We start from the raw sequence: 17,608 nt of genomic DNA on the forward strand, positions 1-17,608 counted from the left end.
CTCGTACAATTGTCGGCCTTCATACCCTGTGCACGAAACGATCATCACCCACCCATGAGTCTGCTTGCCCTCGGAATCAACCACAACACCGCCAGTGTCGCCTTGCGGGAACGGGTCGCATTTGGCCCGGACTGCATCGATCGCGCCTTGCGTGAGCTGGTGGAACAGCCCGGTGTCAGCGAGGCGGTGATCGTCTCCACCTGCAATCGAACCGAGCTGTATTGCAGCCTGGAGCAAGGGCAGGGGGAGCAGGTGCTGAGCTGGCTGCAGCGGTTCCACCAGCTGGAGGCGAGCGAGGTGGTCTCCGCCATCTACCGCCACCAGGACGAGGAGGCGGTGCGCCACCTGATGCGGGTCGCCTGCGGGCTCGACTCCCTGGTGCTGGGAGAGCCGCAGATCCTGGGGCAGATCAAGCAGTCCTACGCCCACGCCCAGCAGGCGGAAGCGGTGAAGGGATCCCTGGAGCGCCTGTTCCAGAAATCCTTCTCGGTGGCAAAACGGGTGCGTACCGACACCGAGATCGGCGCCAGCGCCGTGTCGGTGGCCTTCGCCGCCGTGAGCCTGGCCCGCCGCATCTTCTCCGATCTCTCCCAGACCAAGGTGCTGCTGGTGGGGGCGGGCGAAACCATAGAGCTGGTGGCCCGCCACCTGCGCGAGCAAAACGTCACCCAGATGATGGTGGCGAACCGCACCCTGCAGCGGGCCCAGCTGCTGGCCGAGGAGTTCGGCGCCCAGGTGATGACGCTCGAAGAGATCCCGGACTACCTGCACGAGGCGGACATCGTCATCAGCTCCACCGCCAGTCCCCTGCCCATCATCGGCAAGGGCATGGTGGAACGCGCCCTCAAGGCCCGCCGTTTCAGGCCCATGTTCCTGGTGGACATAGCCGTGCCGCGGGACATCGAAGCCGAGGTGGACGAGCTCTCCGACGCCTATCTCTACACTGTGGATGACCTGCAGGGCATCATCGAGCAGAACCTCGAGACCCGCAAGCGGGCGGCCGCCGAGGCCGAGCTCATAGTGCAGGAAGAGCAGGGCGACTTCATGGGCTGGTACCGCAGCCAGCACTCTGTGGACCTCATTCGCGATTATCGCCACCAATCCCAACAGGTGGCAGATGAAGAGTTGCAGCGTGCCCTGCTGGCCCTGCAACAGGGCGAGAATGCCGAGCAGGCCCTCAAGGCCCTGGCTCACCGCCTCACCAACAAGTTGATCCACGCACCGACCCAGGCCCTGCGCCAGGCCGCAGCCCAGGGGGACACCCACAAGCTGTCCCAACTACGTCAGGTGCTGGGATTGTCACAAGAGTCATAATTTTCGGGCAACCTGCCGGTTGTCCCGTCCTCCATCGAGAACACAAGATTTATGAACCCGTCATTGATCAGAAAGCTGGAAGGCCTCATCGAGCGCCACGAAGAAGTACAGGCCCTGCTCGGCGAGCCCGGGGTCGCCTCGGATCAGGACAGATACCGTGCCCTGACCCGGGAATATGCCCAGCTCGAAGACATAGTGCACGCCTTCCAGCGCTTCCGTCAGGCCGAGGAGAACCTCGAGACCACCAAGATGATGCTGGAAGAGGACGACGCCGACCTGCGCGAGATGGCGCAGGAGGAGCTGCCGCTCGCCAAGGCGACCTTCGAGGAGCAGGAGCAGGCGCTGCAGGTGATGCTGCTGCCGCGCGACCCCAAGGATGACAACAACTGCTATCTCGAGATCCGTGCCGGCGCCGGTGGCGACGAGGCGGCCATCTTCGCAGGGGATCTGTTCCGCATGTACTCCCGATACGCCGAACGCCAGGGCTGGCGCGTCTCCATCGTCAGCTGCAACGACGGCGAGCACGGTGGCTACAAGGAGGTGATCGCCAAGGTGGACGGCGAGCACGTCTACGGCCGCCTCAAGTTCGAGTCCGGCGGTCACCGGGTGCAGCGGGTACCCGAGACCGAATCCCAGGGCCGGGTGCACACCTCCGCCTGTACCGTGGCCGTGCTGCCGGAAGTGCCGGAAGCCGAACAGATCGAGATCAACCCCTCCGAGCTGAAGATCGACACCTTCCGCGCCTCCGGGGCCGGTGGTCAGCACGTCAACAAGACCGACTCCGCCATCCGCATCACCCACCTGCCCACCGGCCTGGTGGTGGAGTGCCAGGACGAGCGCTCCCAGCACAAGAACCGCGCCAAGGCGATGTCTGTGCTCTCCGCCCGCCTGCAGGCGGCCGAGGACGAGCGTCACCGCGCCGCCGAGCAGAGCACCCGCCGCAACCTGGTGGGCTCAGGCGATCGCTCCGAGCGTATCCGCACCTACAACTACCCCCAGGGTCGCCTCTCCGAGCACCGCATCAACCTCACTCTCTATCGGCTGGGGGAGATCCTCGAAGGGGATCTGGATTGCGTCATCACGCCCCTGGTGCAGGAATACCAGGCGGATCAGCTTGCCTCCCTGGCCGAGAGCAACTAATGCCCATGCAGATCCAGCAGGCTCGTGCCCACATCATGGCGACCCTGGCCTTTGGGGAATCCCCCCGTGCCGACGCCGATGCGCTGCTCTGCCATCTGCTGGGTTGCCGGCGTAGCTACCTGATGACCTGGCCGGAGCGCGAGCTCGATGCCGCCCAGCAGGCCACCCTGCAAGGGTGGCTTGACCGTCGGCTGGCCGGTGAACCCATCGCCCACCTCATCGGCGAGCGGGAGTTCTGGTCCCTGCCGCTGAAGGTGAGCCCGGCCACCCTGATCCCGCGCCCCGACACCGAGGTGCTGGTGGAGCAGGCGCTGGCGCGCCTGCCTGCCGGCCCCTGTGCCCTGCTGGATCTGGGCACCGGCACCGGCGCCATCGCGCTGGCGCTCAAGTCCGAGCGACCCGATGCCGATGTATGGGCGGTGGACAGGATGCCGGACGCCGCCGCCCTGGCCCGCGCCAACAGCACCGCCCTGGGGTTGCCCATAGAAGTGCGGGACGGCAGCTGGTTCGAGCCCCTGTCGGATGCGCCACGTTTTGCGATGATCGTCTCCAATCCGCCCTATATCGACGGGGCGGATCCCCATCTGGAGGAGGGGGACGTGCGCTTCGAGCCCCGCTCCGCCCTGGTGGCGGACGAGCAGGGGCTGGCGGACATTCGCCTGATAGTGGCCGGTGCCCCCGCCCATCTGTGCCAGGGGGGCTGGCTCTTGCTGGAGCACGGTTGGGAGCAGGGGGCATTGGTGCGTCAGCTTCTGCTGCAACAGGGCTACTGCCAGGTGGAAACCGTGCGGGATTATGGGGATAACGAGCGGGTGACCCTGGGTCGTCTGGCGCCGTGATGATGACGGGCGGAACTGTCCGCCCCTGTGCAAGGAAACCATATGTATGTTGTTCTCAAACATCTGCACCTTACCCTGATTGTCGGGGCCGTGCTGATGTTCATGCTGCGCTTTTACTGGGCCCAAACCGGCTCCATTCATGCCCGTAACGGCCGGGTGCTGCAGGCCAGCGGCTGGCTCAATGGCCTGGTGGTGCTCTCCGGCGTGCTGCTGTGCATGGTGCTGGATCTCAATCCCCTCAACAATGGGATCCCCTGGCTCAGCGAGAAGCTGAGCGCCGTGCTGGCGGTGGCCTTCCTCGGCATGATGGCGCTGCGCCTGGCGCGCAGCAACAGCATCCGCTGGTTTGCCTTCCTGGGGGCCCTGGGGTGGATCTTCTTTATCGCCAAGCTGGCGGTGCAAAAGCAGGCCAACCTGTTCGGTTAGGGATGACGACGATGATACGTGTGGATGAGTGGACCGACTTCGAGGCCCACGACCTGGCCGAACTGGCACTGTCGGTGAGCGATGAGATCCTGGGCCATGGCGGCGCGGGAGAGGCCGAGCTGGCCCGTCTCGATAGCTGGCTGGACGAGGCCATAGTCGAAGGGGACTGTGACGAGGTGCGCCGTCAGCTGTTGCAGGGGTTCTACCAGACCTTAGGGTTTCGGGGCGACTGGCAGGATTATTTCTCTGCCGCCAACTGCGACCTGAACCAGGTGCTGGTACAACGCAAGGGCATACCGGTGAGCCTTGGCATCCTCATCATCCAGCTGGGTCGCAAGATTGGTCTGGATGTGGAGGGGATCTGCTTCCCGGGCCACTTCCTGGTGAGCTTCGCCGGCCTGGAGGGGGAGGTCTATGTGGACCCCTTCAACGGTGACGAACTGAGCCTGCACCGCATCGAGCTGCTGCTGCGCGGCGCCCTCGGCAACCTGGCGACCTTAAGCGATGACCATCTGCAGCCCTGCGGGCAGTGGGAGATCATCGAACGCCTGCTCAACGTCAGCAAGGGGGCCCTGCTGAGGGAGGAGCGCATGACAGAAGCATTGCGCTGCAGCGAGCTGCTGCTGCGCATGAAGCCCGGAGATCCGCTGGAGACGCGGGATAGGGGCTTCATCTACGAGCAGCTCGACTGCCCCCGTTTCGCCGCCGACGATTTTGAATACTTTATTGAACAATGCCCGGACGATCCTGTGGCCGACGTGCTGAAAACCCAGCTGGCCAGTCTGGATCTTAGCCCCAAGCCCCTCCATTGAGGGGGTCTGGGGAAGCCTCTTCACTTAAGGATGCTGAGATGGAACAGAAGAATATCAAGATCAACGCGATCGACGTCGCCAACGACAAGCCCTTCGTGCTGTTTGGCGGCATGAACGTGCTGGAATCCCGCGACATGGCGATGGCGGTGTGCGAGAAGTACGTGGAAGTGACCAGCAAGCTGGGCATACCATTCGTGTTCAAGGCGAGCTGGGACAAGGCGAACCGCTCCTCCATCCACTCCTACCGCGGCCCGGGCCTGGAAGAGGGGATGAAGATCTTCCAGGAGCTCAAGGCGACCTTCGGCATGCCGGTCATCTCCGATCTGCATGAAGTGCATCAGGCCAAGCCGGTTGCCGAGGTAGTGGATGTCATCCAGCTGCCCGCCTTCCTGGCGCGCCAGACCGATCTGGTGGAGGCCATGGCCCGCACCGGCAACGTCATCAACATCAAGAAGCCGCAGTTCCTGAGCCCGAGCCAGATGAAGAACATCACCGACAAGTTCGAGGAGTGCGGCAACGATCGCCTGATCCTGTGCGAGCGCGGTGCCAACTTCGGTTACGACAACCTGGTGGTGGACATGCTGGGCCTGGGCGTAATGAAGAAGAGCACCGGCGGCTACCCCGTCATCTTCGACGTGACCCATTCATTGCAGTGTCGCGATCCCCTGGGGGCCGCCTCCGGTGGTCGTCGGGATCAGGTGACCGAGCTGGCCCGTGCCGGCATGGCGGTCGGCTTGGCGGGTCTGTTTATCGAATCCCACCCGGACCCGAAAGTGGCCCGTTGCGACGGCCCGAGTGCCCTGCCGCTGGACAAGCTGGAAGGCTTCCTCAAGCAGATGAAGGCCATCGACGATCTCATCAAGGGCTTCGAGCCACTGGATACCTCCGCCTGATCCAGCACGGCGCTTTAGTGATGCCAGGTGCCCCGCCATGCGGGGCATTTTTTTATTCGGAGAGTTTTCAATAGGGTCTCAAATACATCGTTGACCAACTATATCTCGGTTGCCGTGGTGTTAATGATGTTAAATATGTTGTGTGATTAATGTCTCTTAATTGCTTCTTATAACGTGTGAAAGTGGCGCCGTTGCGATGATGAAATAGCATGACGCCGGCGAGAGAAGGATATTTTCTCGTGACGGCTCCCTGCATGCCTATTTCTGCCATATGAGATGTCAATTAATTAACAGGACGTTAATCATGCACAAGAAAGTATTCAGCAGCCTTTATTTCCAGGTGCTGCTTGCGATCACCCTGGGGGTATTTCTGGGACATGTCTATCCCGACCTCGGGGCTGATATGAAGCCATTGGGTGATGGCTTCGTGAAATTAATCAAGATGATCATTGCCCCCGTTATTTTCTGCACCGTAGTGACCGGCATCGCCGGCATGGAGAGCATGAAGGCGGTGGGGAAAACCGGTGCCATAGCGCTGCTCTACTTTGAAGTGGTGAGCACCATAGCCCTGGTCATCGGGCTGTGCGTGGTGAACCTGCTGCAACCCGGGGTCGGCATGAACGTGGATCCCGCCACGCTGGATGCCAGCTCCATCTCGGCCTATGCCGAGCAAGCCAAGTCGCAGGGCATCATCGCCTTCCTGCTTGACGTGATCCCGGGCAGCGTGATCGGCGCCTTTGCCAGCGGCAACATTCTTCAGGTGTTGCTGTTTGCGGTGCTGTTTGGCTTCTCCCTGCACCATATCGGCGAGAAGGGGAAATTAGTCTTCAATATGATCGACAGCTTCTCCCAGGTTATTTTCGGCATCATCAACATGATCATGAAATTGGCACCGGTTGGCGCCTTTGGTGCCATGGCCTTTACCATAGGGAAATATGGGATCGGCTCTCTGGTCCAGCTCGGTCAGTTAATTGCCTGCTTCTATGTGACCTGCCTGCTATTCATCTTCATGGTGCTGGGCAGCATTGCCAGGGCAAATGGCTTCAGCATAGTGCGCTTTATTTCCTACATCCGGGAAGAGCTGCTGATCGTGCTAGGCACCTCCTCTTCCGAATCCGTATTGCCGCGCATGCTGGTGAAGATGGAGGCGCTCGGCTGCAAGAAGTCGGTGGTGGGCCTGGTGATCCCGACCGGTTACTCCTTCAACCTGGATGGTACCTCCATCTACCTGACCATGGCGGCCGTCTTCATCGCCCAGGCGACCAATACGCCGCTGGATCTGTTCCAGCAGCTCACCCTGCTGGTGGTGTTGCTCATCTCCTCCAAGGGGGCCGCCGGGGTCACCGGCAGCGGCTTCATCGTGCTGGCGGCCACCATCTCGGCGGTGGGGCACCTGCCACTCGCCGGGCTGGCGCTGATCCTGGGGATAGATCGCTTCATGTCGGAGGCGCGGGCCCTGACCAACCTCATTGGCAACGGCGTGGCGACTCTGGTGGTGGCGCGTTATTGCGATCAGCTCGACGAGCAGAAGATGAACGAGGTGCTTGCCAACCCGGTCGCCGTGCAGAAGGTCGACCAGCACGGATAGCCGGCAGGCGCGGTCTGCAAGGAGAGATGGGCAGGCACTGTGGCTTGCCCATAAAAAAACGGCCCGAGTGGGCCGTTTTTCATGGTGCAGATGACCGCAGAGGGAATTACAGGCTCTGGGTGAAGGTGCGGGTGACCACATCACGCTGCTGTTCCGGGGTCAGGGCGTTGAAACGCACTGCGTAGCCAGACACGCGGATGGTCAGCTGCGGGTATTTCTCCGGATTGGCGATGGCGTCTTCCAGGGTCTCGCGGCGCAGCACGTTGACGTTCAGGTGTTGACCACCCTCGACCACGGGTTCGGTCTGGACCGGCAGTTCACGGTATTCGAACTGGCCCAGATCGGACAGTGCGACTTCCTGATCGGCGACGAAGCTGTCGCCCTTGGCGCAGATGCAGCGAGCCTGCTGCTTCTCTTCATCCAGCAGCCAGAAAGAGTTCAGCAGTGCGGCGTTGGCGGACTGGGTGATTTGGATGCCCTTGATCATGGTATGACTCCTCATAGGAAAGCGGATTCAACGGTAAGCACATTACCCTGATGTTTTTAAACCACCTTGATGACGGGATGATTTAACGGGGCCTTGCCTTACACCTTTACTTCGTTGGGGTCATATATACCACGATGGTAATAATACGAAAATTGATCTAAATCAATAAAAGCACATTTTGCGCGCGAGGAAAGGGATTAATTCATTGAGATTAATCAAAAATAGATCATTTTTATGATTTTGTAAGATATATGAATTATGCATTTTTTATTGGGTATATCTAGTAATTTAACTACATCTTTAGCCGTTATTCTCTTTATAAGGTCAGGGTCGGGCGTCTTACAAGATCAGGGCAGGACCTCGCTGGGTGGCCAGGTGCGCGGCCGCCAAGGCGCTGATGGCTGCGGCCATCGACCATCATCCCGATAGGCAGGGGGCCAGGGTTTTGGCGGACACAGGGGCGCAGGGGTGGCCATCCCCCAGAGCCGAGTCGCGGTTGCGTCTTGCTGCCCGGCCCCCTATCCTGAGCCCCTTGCGGCATTCATCGAGGATATTGGGGTGCCAGAGGTAGCGGATTCACAGAGAGAGGAGACTGGCGTGCTGACCTGGAAGGATGTGATCGGTTCTGAGAAAGAGCAGGACTATTTCAAGGCAACCCTGGCGACCGTCAGGGAGGAGCGGGAAGCGGGCAAGGTGATTTACCCCCCGGCCACCGAGGTGTTCAATGCCTTCAAGCTGACCGAGCTGGATCAGGTCAAGGTGGTGATCCTGGGGCAAGACCCCTACCACGGGCCGAGCCAGGCCCACGGCCTCTGCTTCTCCGTGCTGCCCGGGGTACGCACGCCTCCCTCCCTGGTCAACATCTACAAGGAGATGCAGCGGGATCTGCCGGGCTTCGTCACCCCCAGCCACGGTTTCCTGGAGTCCTGGGCCACCCAGGGGGTGCTGCTGCTCAATACGGTGCTGACGGTGCAGGCGGGCATGGCCCACTCCCATGCCCACCTGGGCTGGGAGACCTTCACCGACAGGGTCATAGAGCGGATCAACTCCCACTGTCAGGGGGTGGTCTTCCTGCTGTGGGGAGCCCATGCTCAGAAGAAGGGACGCTTCATCGACCGGTCGCGTCACCATGTGCTGACGGCTCCCCATCCCAGCCCATTGTCCGCTCACCGCGGCTTCATCGGCTGTGGTCACTTCTCGGAGGCAAACCGCCTGCTGGTGCAGCAGGGGATGAGCCCCATCGACTGGCTCTCGGTCTGCCATCACCAGCCGGTGCCGGCCTGACCCTCTTCCCGCCTCTGGGCAGGCAAGGGCGCCCAAAGTTGTCAGGTCGCTTGCGTCGCCGGGGCGGGGATTGTCTGCAGCTGACTTGATTGAGTGCAAAGTTCGGGTAAAAAATGACCGTATACTCGAGACAGTCTCTTTTTCAATTCAGCGCAAGGAGTGCTCATGTTATCCAGTCTCCATAAGGACCACCTCAACATCGCCAGGCTGCTGACGCTGCTCAAGCACAAGCTGGCAGCCATCCGCAATGAGCAGCCGGTGAGCTATTTCCTGCTCCGGGACGTGGTGGACTACTTGCGGGAGGTCTCCGACAAGTTCCATCACCCCAAGGAAGACATGATCTATGACTACTACCTGAAATACAGGGTGGTGGAGGGGGAGGTCGCCAACCGGCTGCATGAGGAGCACGCCCGCCTGCTGGTGGCCGGCACCGAACTCAAGGAGATGGTGGAGATGATACTGATGGACGCCGTCATTCCGCTTGAGCAGTTCACCGCCAAGCTGGAGCAGTTCATCGAGCAGCAGGAGGCCCACATGAACTACGAGGAGGGGGTGATCTTCCCTCATCTGCGTGATTCCCTGACCGAAGATGACTGGCGTCAGCTCGAGCAGCTCTGGCAGAACAGGGCCATCAATGATCCCCTGTTCGGGGCCGAGGTGAGCCAGCACTTCCAGGCGCTGGCCAAGCAGCTCTCGTTGCCCCCCTCATCCTGAAATGGCAGGCGGGCCAAAAAACGACGCCCCGGCTTGGCCGGGGCGTTTTGTTTTACTGTGTCAGTGGGTCTGTGCCGCCACGGGCGACGCCGGTGACACTACAGCTCCAGTTCGTCCGAACCTTCGTAGGCGATGTCGATGGCTTGCAGCTCCTTTTGCAGGCGGTGCTTGTCTTTAAGCGCCTCTATCTCACGCCATTTACGTTTCTTTCCCGTTGTCCCGCGGCTACGTGAACCCAGCTCAACGACCTCGTCAAAATCGAAGTTGAACATGTCCATGGCTCCCTCCTTGGTTTTATGGTTTTCACCATTCGTATAACACGACGCATTTGAAAATAAAACGTTTTTATGACCAAGTTGTGACAATCGGGAAGGTGGATAAAAAAAACCGGGCTGCCCTTGCGGGAGCCCGGTTTTATCGGCGCAACACCTCCTGTGGAGGGAGTTGGCCGAGATGGCCTCGGCCCGTCTTTTACAGACGGCTGGCCAGCATGGTTTCCAGCTTGCCCTGATCGACGGCGAACATGCGAATGCCTTCGGCCAGCTTCTCGACCGCCATGGCGTCCTGGTTCAGCTCCCAGCGGAACTGTGCTTCTGTCATGGGGGTCGGTTTTGCCTTGCGCTCGCCGGTGTAGTTCAGCTTGCGCACCACGGCGCCTTCGGTCTTGCTCAGCTCTTCCAGCAGGGCAGGGCCTATGGTCAGGCGATCGCAACCGGCCAGCTCCAGGATCTCGCCGGTGTTGCGGAAGCTCGCACCCATCACCACTGTCTGGTAGTCGTGCTGCTTGTAGTAGTCGTAGATGGCGGTGACTGAGACCACGCCCGGATCTTCGCTCGCGGTGTAGTCACGGTTGTGCTTGGCCTTGTACCAGTCGAGGATGCGGCCCACGAACGGGGAGATCAGGAAGGCGCCGGCTTCGGCACAGGCACGGGCCTGGGCGAAGGAGAACAGCAGGGTCAGGTTGCACTGGATGCCCTCTTTCTCCAGGACTTCGGCGGCACGGATGCCTTCCCAGGTGGAGGCCAGCTTGATCAGGATGCGATCGTTGGTGATGCCGGCTTCGTTGTAGAGGCGGATCAGCTTGCGGGCCTTGGCGATGCTGGCGTCGGTGTCGAAGGAGAGACGGGCATCCACCTCGGTGGAGATGCGGCCCGGGACGATTTTCAGTACTTCCAGACCTATGTTGACCGCCAGCTTGTCGCCCGCGTCGATGATTTGCTGTGCCTTGTCCTGGCTCTGGGACTTGGCCCAGTTGATGGCGTCTTCGATCAGCGCCGCGTACTCGGGGATCTCGGATGCCTTCAACACCAGGGAGGGGTTGGTGGTGGCATCGATGGGCTGGTAGCGCTTGATGGCTTCGATGTCGCCGGTGTCGGCAACTACCGTGGTCAGGGCTTTCAGCTGGGTTAATTTATCGGCCATAGCAAATATCATCTCTATATGAGGGAGCAATCCCAGGGGTTGCGGGCGTGAGACGGCCGTTCTGAAATAAAATTACAAAATCCCGGCGACTCAGGCTCAGAAAAGCACGATGGGGGTGGCCCATCGCCACTGCCTGCCTAATTAATACGGATGTGGCGCTTCCTGCAATAGGGAGCCTTGTACGTGAATCACCCAGGTGGTGGGAGAGGGGGGAGCGACAGGCGGAAAGTGTCTGATAAAAAACGACTTTTACTGATTTTTTGGCAACGCCCTGCGACCGGCACAAAAGCAACTTTTTTAGTTGATTCTTCATTTTGTGCAGTGGGTCACACAAATACTCTTGTCAGCTACTTGAAATTTAATTACGTGTAAAACGTTTGGCGTGACAAGCCCCTGGCTGGGCGACATCAGAGGCAAACGCTTGCCTTACCACCGCCGGTGAAGGCATCTGTTTTTACCGTCATGGGAATATCGACAAATGAGCCCCTTTCGGGTCTTATTTATCAACTGTAGAATCGCACATCAAGTTTTGTTGATTATTTGCGTGCTAAATGAAGCTTTTTTGCATCAAATCGCTCGTTTTTTGTCTTTCCAGTGAGCCTAATCACTATTCTGAATTCCCTCCCTATGCTAGATTCCGCCCCTTCGGCGCAATGCTAATTCGGAAATTGACAGAGAGCGGTCAGCGCAGACTGACCATGGATGTGATAACAACGAGAGAATTATGGACACCTTGATTGCAATGATTAACGACCTGATGTGGGGAGCCGTGCTCATTTACCTGCTGATCGGGGTCGGACTCTTCTTTACCTTCCGCCTGGGGTTTATCCAGATCCGTCACTTCGGCCACATGTTCTCGGTACTGCGCAATAGCCGCAAATCCGACAGTGCCGGCATCTCCTCCTTCCAGGCCCTGTGTACCAGCCTGGCCGCCCGTGTGGGCACCGGCAACCTGGCCGGCGTGGCCGTCGCCATCTATCTGGGGGGCCCTGGCGCCATCTTCTGGATGTGGCTGATCGCCTTCATCGGCATGGCCACCGCCTTCGTCGAGAGTACCCTGGCCCAGCTCTACAAGGTCAAGGACGAAGACGGCAACTACCGTGGCGGTCCCGCCTACTACATGGAGCGTGGTCTCGGCATGCGCTGGATGGGGGTGGTCTTCTCCCTCTGTCTGCTGCTGGCATTCGGTCTGGTGTTCAATGCGGTGCAGGCCAACTCCATCAGCCTGGCCATGAACGTCGCCTTCGGCATCCCTGACTGGGTCAGCGGCCTGGCACTGGTGGTGCTGTCCGGTCTCATCATCTTCGGCGGCATCCGCGGCATAGCCCGCTTCGCCGAGCTGGTGGTGCCCTTCATGGCACTGGCCTACATCTTGATGGCGCTGTTCGTGGTGGCCATGAACATCAGCGAGCTGCCCGGGGTCTTTGTTCTCATCATCAAGTCGGCCTTCGGCATCGAGCAGGCGGGTTCCGGCGCCATGGGTTACGCCATCTCCCAGGCGATGATCAACGGCATCAAGCGCGGCCTCTTCTCCAACGAAGCCGGTATGGGCTCTGCCCCGAACGCCGCCGCGACCGCGACCCCCTATCCGCCGCACCCGGCGTCCCAGGGCTATGTGCAGATGCTGGGGGTCTTCCTCGACACCATAGTCATCTGTACCTGTACTGCCGCCATCATACTGATGTCCGGCCAGTTCGAGCCGGGCTCCGGCGTAACCGGGGTCGAGCTGACCCAGCGTGCGCTCTCCTCCCAGGTCGGTGGCGGTGGCAACATCTTCATCGCGGCGGCCATCTTCTTCTTCGCCTTCACCTCCATAGTGGCGAACTACTCCTACGCCGAGACCAACCTGGTGTTCCTGGAGCACAACCACAAGGGCGGCCTGATGCTGTTCCGGATGTTCGTGCTGGGCATGGTGATGTTCGGTTCCGTGGGTGAGCTGCCGACAGTGTGGGCCCTGGCGGATGTGTCCATGGGGATGATGGCCATCGTCAACCTGATCGCCATACTGCTGCTCTCGGGGGTCGCCATCAAGCTGGCCAAGGACTACAACGATCAGCTCAAGCTGGGTCGCGTCCCCACCTTCGACGCCAACAAGTACCCGGAGATCCGCAGCCAGCTGGAAGCGGGGATCTGGGACAACCCGCCCAAGAGCAAGCAGGCCTGAGTCCTGGGTTGATCCGGTCGGATAATGAAAGAGGGGAGCCATGGGCTCCCCTCTTCTATATGGGCCCATGCCCGCCCGGGGCTGTGGCATGGGATGACTGGGCTCACAGGGGGCGGGCTGAATGCCTCCTTGGCAACAGCGACGACACTTCACGCCACTTCACATCCAGCACACCTTGGCCCGTTATGCTGGCCCCATAGCTCGTCGCTGGTGCGGCGATCCCAAGCAACCGAGAGGATAGAATGACCATGCAACAACAGGTGCGGATGACATTGCTGACGGCGGGCACCCTGCTGTGGGCTGGCCTGACTCAGGCCGCTGCGGACACCCAGGGCGATCCCCTGCGCCCCCTGGTGGATGCCAGCATCCGGCCCGTGCTCAAGGAGTACAGGATCCCGGGCATGGCGGTGGCCGTGCTGAAGGATGGCAAGGCCCACTACTTCAACTACGGGGTGGCAAACCGGGAGAGCGGAGCCCCCGTGAGCGAGCAGACCCTGTTCGAGATTGGCTCGGTCAGCAAGACTCTTACGGCAACGATTGGGGCCTACGCCGTGGTCAAGGGCGGCTTCCAGCCCGATGACAAGGTGAGCCAGCACGCCCCCTGGCTCAAAGGCTCCGCCTTCGACGGCATCACCATGGCCGAACTCGCCACCTACAGCGCAGGGGGCCTGCCGCTGCAATTCCCCGACGAAGTGGACTCCACCGACAAGATGCGCGCCTACTATCGCCAGTGGACGCCAGCCTACCCGGCGGGCACCCATCGCCAGTACTCCAACCCCAGCATCGGCCTGTTCGGCCACCTGGCGGCCCATAGCCTGGGGCAACCCTTTGAGCAGCTGATGAGCCAGACCCTGCTGCCCGGGCTCGGCCTGGCCCACACCTATCTCAAAGTGCCCGCCGCTGCCATGGGGAACTACGCCTATGGCTACTCGAAAGAGGACAAGCCCATCCGGGTCAACCAGGGGGTACTGGCGGACGAGGCCTATGGCATCAAGACCAGCTCGGCGGATCTGCTGACCTTCGTCGGTGCCAACATGGCAGGTGGTGGCGACGAGCCGCTGCAGCAGGCGATCGCCATGACCCACACCGGTTTCTACTCGGTGGGAACCATGACCCAGGGGCTCGGCTGGGAGAGCTACCCCTATCCCGTCAGTGAAGCGGCGCTGCTGGCGGGCAACTCCCCGGCGGTGACTTACAATGCCAATCCGGTCAGCCCCGTTGCCGGGTCCCAGAAGACGGGGGAGGCGCGGCTCTACAACAAGACAGGCGCGACCAACGGCTTCGGTGCCTATGTGGCCTTCGTGCCCACCAAGGGCGTCGGCATCGTCATGCTGGCCAATCGGAACTATCCTAATGACGCCCGCGTCAAGGCGGCCCACGCCATTCTGAGCAAGCTGACGGAGTGACAGCTCGGCCCCGTTGATTGAGGTGAGTACGCCGGGATTGCCCGGCGTACTTTTTGGTACCGCCGGCGCGGTTACGCTTCACTGAATGGTCAGAATGGCTCACCACTGACAATTCGATTTCCAAATTGGAATCTACTGATCGCCATCTCGTCACTAGGTGCGAGCGGGCGCCCCTCCTATAGTGCTGCCCATATTCAACCTGTCCCCCATGCTCAGGCCATCGACGCTGGTTAGCATGGTCTGCGTGGGCGGGCCTTTCGCAATGGAGCATCCATGGGCATTTTCCTGCTGTGCACTTTCCTGATGATCATCCTCTACCCGGTCGGGATCGATCTCTATCTGGTGGCCGTGCCCCAGATTGCCGATGCCCTGCAGGCGAGCGAGGCGCAGATCCACACCGCCTTCTCCATCTACCTGTTCGGCATGGCGGCCACTGTGCTGCTGGGGGGGATCATTGCCGATCGCCATGGGCGGCGCTGGGTGGTACTGGGGGGCTCCCTGATTTTTGTCCTCGCCTCCCTGGTGGCGGCCAATGCGGCGGGGATCAGCCAGTTCTATTTCGGCCGCTTCTGGCAGGGGGTCGGGGCGGGGGCGCTCTATATCATGACCTTTACCGTGCTGCGGGATGTGCTGAGCCAGGCGCGGCTGGCGATGGCGCTCTCCATGATCAACGGGGTGATCTGTGTCATCCCTGTGCTGGCACCCGTGCTGGGTTATCTCATCCTGTCGCATTTTGATTGGCGCGGGATCTTCGTGGCGATGGCGCTGGTGGCGGTCGTCAGCGGCCTGGTCAACCTGCTGCTGCTCAGGGAGACTCGCCCGGCCCGCCAGCAGAGTGGCGCACCCCGACCCCTTGCCCTGCTGGGCTCCCCGCGCTTCATGCTGCACTCGCTTCTGACCAGCGCCAGCGTGACCGCCATCCTGGTCTATGTCAGCGTCTCGCCGCTGATCCTGATGCAGGGGCTTGGCTTCACCACTGAGCAGTACTCCCTGGTGATGATGGTGATGGCCGGAGTGAGCATGTCCACTTCCTTCCTGACGCCGCTGCTGCTGCGCTGGCTGGGCAAGGACAGGGTGCTGGCGTTCTCCCATCTGGCCTACCTGCTGGCGGCCTGCCTTCTGCTCGGCAGCTGGCAGTGGGGGGGCAATATACGCTTGCTGCTGCCGGGCTTTGCCCTGGTCTGCATCGGCTTCTCCTGCGGCTTCGGGGTGGCGATGGGGGAGGCGCTGGCGGAGTGTCAGCACCATGCGGCATTCGCCAGCGCCCTGCTCTGCATCATGCAGATCAGCCTCTCCGGCCTCTATATCTGGCTGCTGGGCCAGCTTGGCGTGGCCCCATCCGGGATGCTGATCTGTGCCCTGCTGTTGACCCTGCTCAGTTACCTGGCCGTCAAAGGGCTGTTACCATGGCTCGCGCTGCGCGAAGCGCGGTCGCGGGGATAACGGGAGATGAGAGGGGATATGCGCAACCTGGGTGAACTGGATTTGAACCTGCTGGTGGTCTTCAAGCACCTGATGCAGGAGCGCAGCGTGGCGGGGGCGGCCAAGAAGCTCTGTGTCACCCCCTCGGCGGTGAGCAAGGCGCTCGCCAAGCTGCGGGACTGGTTTGACGATCCTCTCTTTGTGCGGGTGCGACAGGGGTTGCAGCCGACCCAGCTCTCCCTAACCCTGGAAGAGGAGCTCAAGGCCTGGTTCCTGCTGACAGACAGCATCACCTCCCTCAATAGCGAGGCGATCCCCGAGGGGGCCCGCTTCAGCCTGGTGATGGAGTCCCCCTTCTGCACCAGCTTCCTGAGCGAGCTGCCCATGACCATCTACCAGAAGTATCCCCACTCTCTGGTCAGGATGCTGGGGTGGGATCACCACTCCCTCAACGACATAGTCAACGGGGATGCGGATCTTGGCTTCTGTGCCCGGGAGACCCACGGTCGCTCCCAGGCCAGGGTCAACCGGCTGCCCTATTACATCGATCACGAGGTGCTGTTCAGCGACAGGCCCGTGGTGTTCCTGCGTAAAGATCACCCCCTGCTCCAGCAAACCTGGTCCCTGGAGAACTTCCTGGCCTGTCCCCAGGTAAGCGTGGTGTGGGAGGCCAGCGACAGCTGGGCGCTGGACGATCTGCTGGAGGACGAGGGGCAGAGGCGGGAGGTGCCCATCATGGTGGCGAGTTTCGAGCAGGCCCTGCACATCGCCTCCCAGTCGAGCCATGAGCTGATCGCGGTGGCGCCGTCCTATTGCGCTGGTTATGCCGCCAGACACCACGACAACCTGATCGCCATGCCTCTGCCGCTCCCCGAATCACTCTACAAGCAACTTGAGATAGCCTTCATCCTGCTGTGGCACAAGCGCCATAACCAGGATGCCAAGGTGATGTGGCTGCGCAATGAGACGAAACGACTCTATGGCCTGGCGGCGGAGGGACTTGCCCTGTTCCCATGGGGCGGGGGAGAGGCGGCGCTGGCACCGGCGGGAGATGCCTGATGCAGGGGGCCAATGGCTGGCCCCCCTGGCTCAACCGTATTGCTCTTCCATCCAGGCTTCGACGATAAGCTGGGCGGAGACCCCATCCACGCTGCCCTTGTCGAGCGCCTTGTAGCCGCCGCGCTCGAACAGGCGGGCGCGGGCATCCGTGGTGGTGAGCCGCTCGTCCTTGAACTCCACCGGCTTGCCGAAGCGGCCATGGAGGCGGTTGCCGAACTTGCGGGCCCGCACCGTGATCTCCTGATCGGTGCCATCCATGTTCAGCGGCAGGCCGACAATAAGCAGATCCGGCTGCCACTCCTTGAGCAACTTTTCAATCTCGTCCCAATTGGGAATGCCGTCGTTGGCCTTGAGGGAACGAAGGGGTTGGGCCGTGCCCGTGAGCTCCTGGCCGATGGCGACGCCTATGCTCTTGGTGCCGTAGTCAAAGCCCATGATGCTGCGTGATGACATGGATGTCCTCGAAATAGATGAATAAAAAGATGTCGTATCCCCTCACCCTAGCCCTCTCCCGAAGGGAGAGGGAACCTGCCGAGGTTATGCTCGCTCGAATCTGGCTAACTCCGTTTTAGCTGACTGGTTGCCGCAGATATATCCGAAACGTGCCGATTTACCCCCTTCTCCCCTCGCGGGAGAAG

At 61.0% G+C, this 17,608-nt stretch carries 17 protein-coding genes; 13 read left to right on the forward strand and 4 right to left on the reverse strand.

The window, feature by feature from the left end; all coding sequences use genetic code 11:
- Positions 1–54: 54 nt before the first annotated feature.
- The 7 genes from hemA (at position 55) to OC537_RS01815 (ending at position 7,012) form a co-directional block, all read left to right on the forward strand.
- A complete protein-coding gene (gene hemA, locus OC537_RS01785) occupies positions 55–1,314 on the forward strand; it encodes a glutamyl-tRNA reductase (RefSeq protein ID WP_106887525.1) in 1,260 nt (419 codons plus the stop codon).
- A gap of 51 nt (positions 1,315–1,365) precedes the next feature.
- Positions 1,366–2,454, forward strand: a complete 1,089-nt coding sequence (prfA, locus tag OC537_RS01790) for a peptide chain release factor 1 (RefSeq protein ID WP_041205238.1) — start codon at positions 1,366–1,368, stop codon at positions 2,452–2,454.
- 5 nt (positions 2,455–2,459) lie between these two features.
- A complete protein-coding gene (gene prmC, locus OC537_RS01795) occupies positions 2,460–3,293 on the forward strand; it encodes a peptide chain release factor N(5)-glutamine methyltransferase (protein ID WP_262110539.1) in 834 nt (277 codons plus the stop codon).
- Positions 3,294–3,335: 42 nt separating this feature from the next.
- Entirely contained in the window at positions 3,336–3,719 is a 384-nt protein-coding gene (locus OC537_RS01800) for a SirB2 family protein (protein WP_043133018.1), read from the forward strand.
- 11 nt (positions 3,720–3,730) lie between these two features.
- The gene (locus OC537_RS01805; RefSeq protein ID WP_234678165.1) at positions 3,731–4,531 is read left to right on the forward strand and encodes a SirB1 family protein; all 801 of its coding nucleotides are present in this window, start codon (positions 3,731–3,733) and stop codon (positions 4,529–4,531) included.
- 38 nt (positions 4,532–4,569) lie between these two features.
- Positions 4,570–5,424, forward strand: a complete 855-nt coding sequence (gene kdsA, locus OC537_RS01810) for a 3-deoxy-8-phosphooctulonate synthase (protein ID WP_106887521.1) — start codon at positions 4,570–4,572, stop codon at positions 5,422–5,424.
- Between the two features lie 304 nt (positions 5,425–5,728).
- Positions 5,729–7,012, forward strand: coding sequence for a dicarboxylate/amino acid:cation symporter (locus OC537_RS01815; protein ID WP_111910312.1), 1,284 nt, complete (start codon positions 5,729–5,731; stop codon positions 7,010–7,012).
- A 106-nt stretch (positions 7,013–7,118) separates the two neighbouring features.
- On the opposite strand, the gene grcA is transcribed toward OC537_RS01815, so the two are convergent.
- Entirely contained in the window at positions 7,119–7,499 is a 381-nt protein-coding gene (gene grcA, locus OC537_RS01820) for an autonomous glycyl radical cofactor GrcA (RefSeq protein ID WP_025326187.1), read from the reverse strand.
- Positions 7,500–8,096: 597 nt separating this feature from the next.
- Between grcA and ung the strand changes: the two genes are divergently transcribed.
- Both ung and OC537_RS01830 read left to right on the forward strand, forming a co-directional pair.
- A complete protein-coding gene (gene ung / locus OC537_RS01825; protein ID WP_262108832.1) occupies positions 8,097–8,783 on the forward strand; it encodes a uracil-DNA glycosylase in 687 nt (228 codons plus the stop codon).
- A gap of 165 nt (positions 8,784–8,948) precedes the next feature.
- Positions 8,949–9,497 carry a hemerythrin domain-containing protein gene (locus OC537_RS01830; protein ID WP_106887518.1) on the forward strand — a complete coding sequence of 183 codons (549 nt, stop codon included), beginning with the start codon at positions 8,949–8,951 and terminating at the stop codon, positions 9,495–9,497.
- A gap of 98 nt (positions 9,498–9,595) precedes the next feature.
- Here the strand turns inward: OC537_RS01830 and OC537_RS01835 are convergent, their stop codons facing one another.
- A complete protein-coding gene (locus tag OC537_RS01835) occupies positions 9,596–9,775 on the reverse strand; it encodes a DUF3545 family protein (protein ID WP_043762059.1) in 180 nt (59 codons plus the stop codon).
- A gap of 193 nt (positions 9,776–9,968) precedes the next feature.
- A complete protein-coding gene (gene tal / locus OC537_RS01840; RefSeq protein ID WP_139745836.1) occupies positions 9,969–10,919 on the reverse strand; it encodes a transaldolase in 951 nt (316 codons plus the stop codon).
- A 724-nt stretch (positions 10,920–11,643) separates the two neighbouring features.
- On the opposite strand from tal, the gene OC537_RS01845 reads away from it, so the two are divergent.
- The 4 genes from OC537_RS01845 to yidZ all read left to right on the forward strand — a co-directional run bounded on the left by OC537_RS01845 (position 11,644) and on the right by yidZ (position 16,970).
- Positions 11,644–13,083 (forward strand): alanine/glycine:cation symporter family protein, encoded by a 1,440-nt coding sequence (locus OC537_RS01845; RefSeq protein ID WP_106887516.1) that lies wholly within the window; start codon positions 11,644–11,646, stop codon positions 13,081–13,083.
- A 248-nt stretch (positions 13,084–13,331) separates the two neighbouring features.
- Positions 13,332–14,489 (forward strand): FOX/MOX family class C beta-lactamase, encoded by a 1,158-nt coding sequence (ampC, locus tag OC537_RS01850; RefSeq protein ID WP_262110540.1) that lies wholly within the window; start codon positions 13,332–13,334, stop codon positions 14,487–14,489.
- Positions 14,490–14,762: 273 nt separating this feature from the next.
- Positions 14,763–15,932 carry an MdtL family multidrug efflux MFS transporter gene (locus tag OC537_RS01855; protein ID WP_262108843.1) on the forward strand — a complete coding sequence of 390 codons (1,170 nt, stop codon included), beginning with the start codon at positions 14,763–14,765 and terminating at the stop codon, positions 15,930–15,932.
- Between the two features lie 18 nt (positions 15,933–15,950).
- Complete coding sequence (yidZ, locus tag OC537_RS01860; protein ID WP_262110542.1) at positions 15,951–16,970, forward strand: HTH-type transcriptional regulator YidZ; 1,020 nt, start codon at positions 15,951–15,953, stop codon at positions 16,968–16,970.
- 30 nt (positions 16,971–17,000) lie between these two features.
- On the opposite strand, the gene ruvX is transcribed toward yidZ, so the two are convergent.
- Complete coding sequence (gene ruvX, locus OC537_RS01865; RefSeq protein WP_025326196.1) at positions 17,001–17,423, reverse strand: Holliday junction resolvase RuvX; 423 nt, start codon at positions 17,421–17,423, stop codon at positions 17,001–17,003.
- Positions 17,424–17,608: the final 185 nt, after the last annotated feature.

It is taken from the genome of Aeromonas sp. Marseille-Q5825, assembly GCF_946892685.1.
Classification (GTDB): Bacteria; Pseudomonadota; Gammaproteobacteria; order Enterobacterales; family Aeromonadaceae; genus Aeromonas; species Aeromonas rivipollensis.

Bases quoted from the DNA above. Each gene is read 5' to 3' on its own strand.
- tal (WP_139745836.1), bottom strand. From the start codon at position 10,919: ATGGCCGATAAATTAACCCAGCTGAAAGCCCTGACCACGGTAGTTGCC.
- ruvX (WP_025326196.1), bottom strand. From the start codon at position 17,423: ATGTCATCACGCAGCATCATGGGCTTTGACTACGGCACCAAGAGCATA.
- ampC (WP_262110540.1), top strand. From the start codon at position 13,332: ATGCAACAACAGGTGCGGATGACATTGCTGACGGCGGGCACCCTGCTG.
- OC537_RS01830 (WP_106887518.1), top strand. From the start codon at position 8,949: ATGTTATCCAGTCTCCATAAGGACCACCTCAACATCGCCAGGCTGCTG.
- OC537_RS01835 (WP_043762059.1), bottom strand. From the start codon at position 9,775: ATGGACATGTTCAACTTCGATTTTGACGAGGTCGTTGAGCTGGGTTCA.
- kdsA (WP_106887521.1), top strand. From the start codon at position 4,570: ATGGAACAGAAGAATATCAAGATCAACGCGATCGACGTCGCCAACGAC.
- hemA (WP_106887525.1), top strand. From the start codon at position 55: ATGAGTCTGCTTGCCCTCGGAATCAACCACAACACCGCCAGTGTCGCC.
- prmC (WP_262110539.1), top strand. From the start codon at position 2,460: ATGCAGATCCAGCAGGCTCGTGCCCACATCATGGCGACCCTGGCCTTT.
- prfA (WP_041205238.1), top strand. From the start codon at position 1,366: ATGAACCCGTCATTGATCAGAAAGCTGGAAGGCCTCATCGAGCGCCAC.
- grcA (WP_025326187.1), bottom strand. From the start codon at position 7,499: ATGATCAAGGGCATCCAAATCACCCAGTCCGCCAACGCCGCACTGCTG.
- OC537_RS01855 (WP_262108843.1), top strand. From the start codon at position 14,763: ATGGGCATTTTCCTGCTGTGCACTTTCCTGATGATCATCCTCTACCCG.
- OC537_RS01805 (WP_234678165.1), top strand. From the start codon at position 3,731: ATGATACGTGTGGATGAGTGGACCGACTTCGAGGCCCACGACCTGGCC.
- OC537_RS01815 (WP_111910312.1), top strand. From the start codon at position 5,729: ATGCACAAGAAAGTATTCAGCAGCCTTTATTTCCAGGTGCTGCTTGCG.
- yidZ (WP_262110542.1), top strand. From the start codon at position 15,951: ATGCGCAACCTGGGTGAACTGGATTTGAACCTGCTGGTGGTCTTCAAG.
- OC537_RS01845 (WP_106887516.1), top strand. From the start codon at position 11,644: ATGGACACCTTGATTGCAATGATTAACGACCTGATGTGGGGAGCCGTG.
- OC537_RS01800 (WP_043133018.1), top strand. From the start codon at position 3,336: ATGTATGTTGTTCTCAAACATCTGCACCTTACCCTGATTGTCGGGGCC.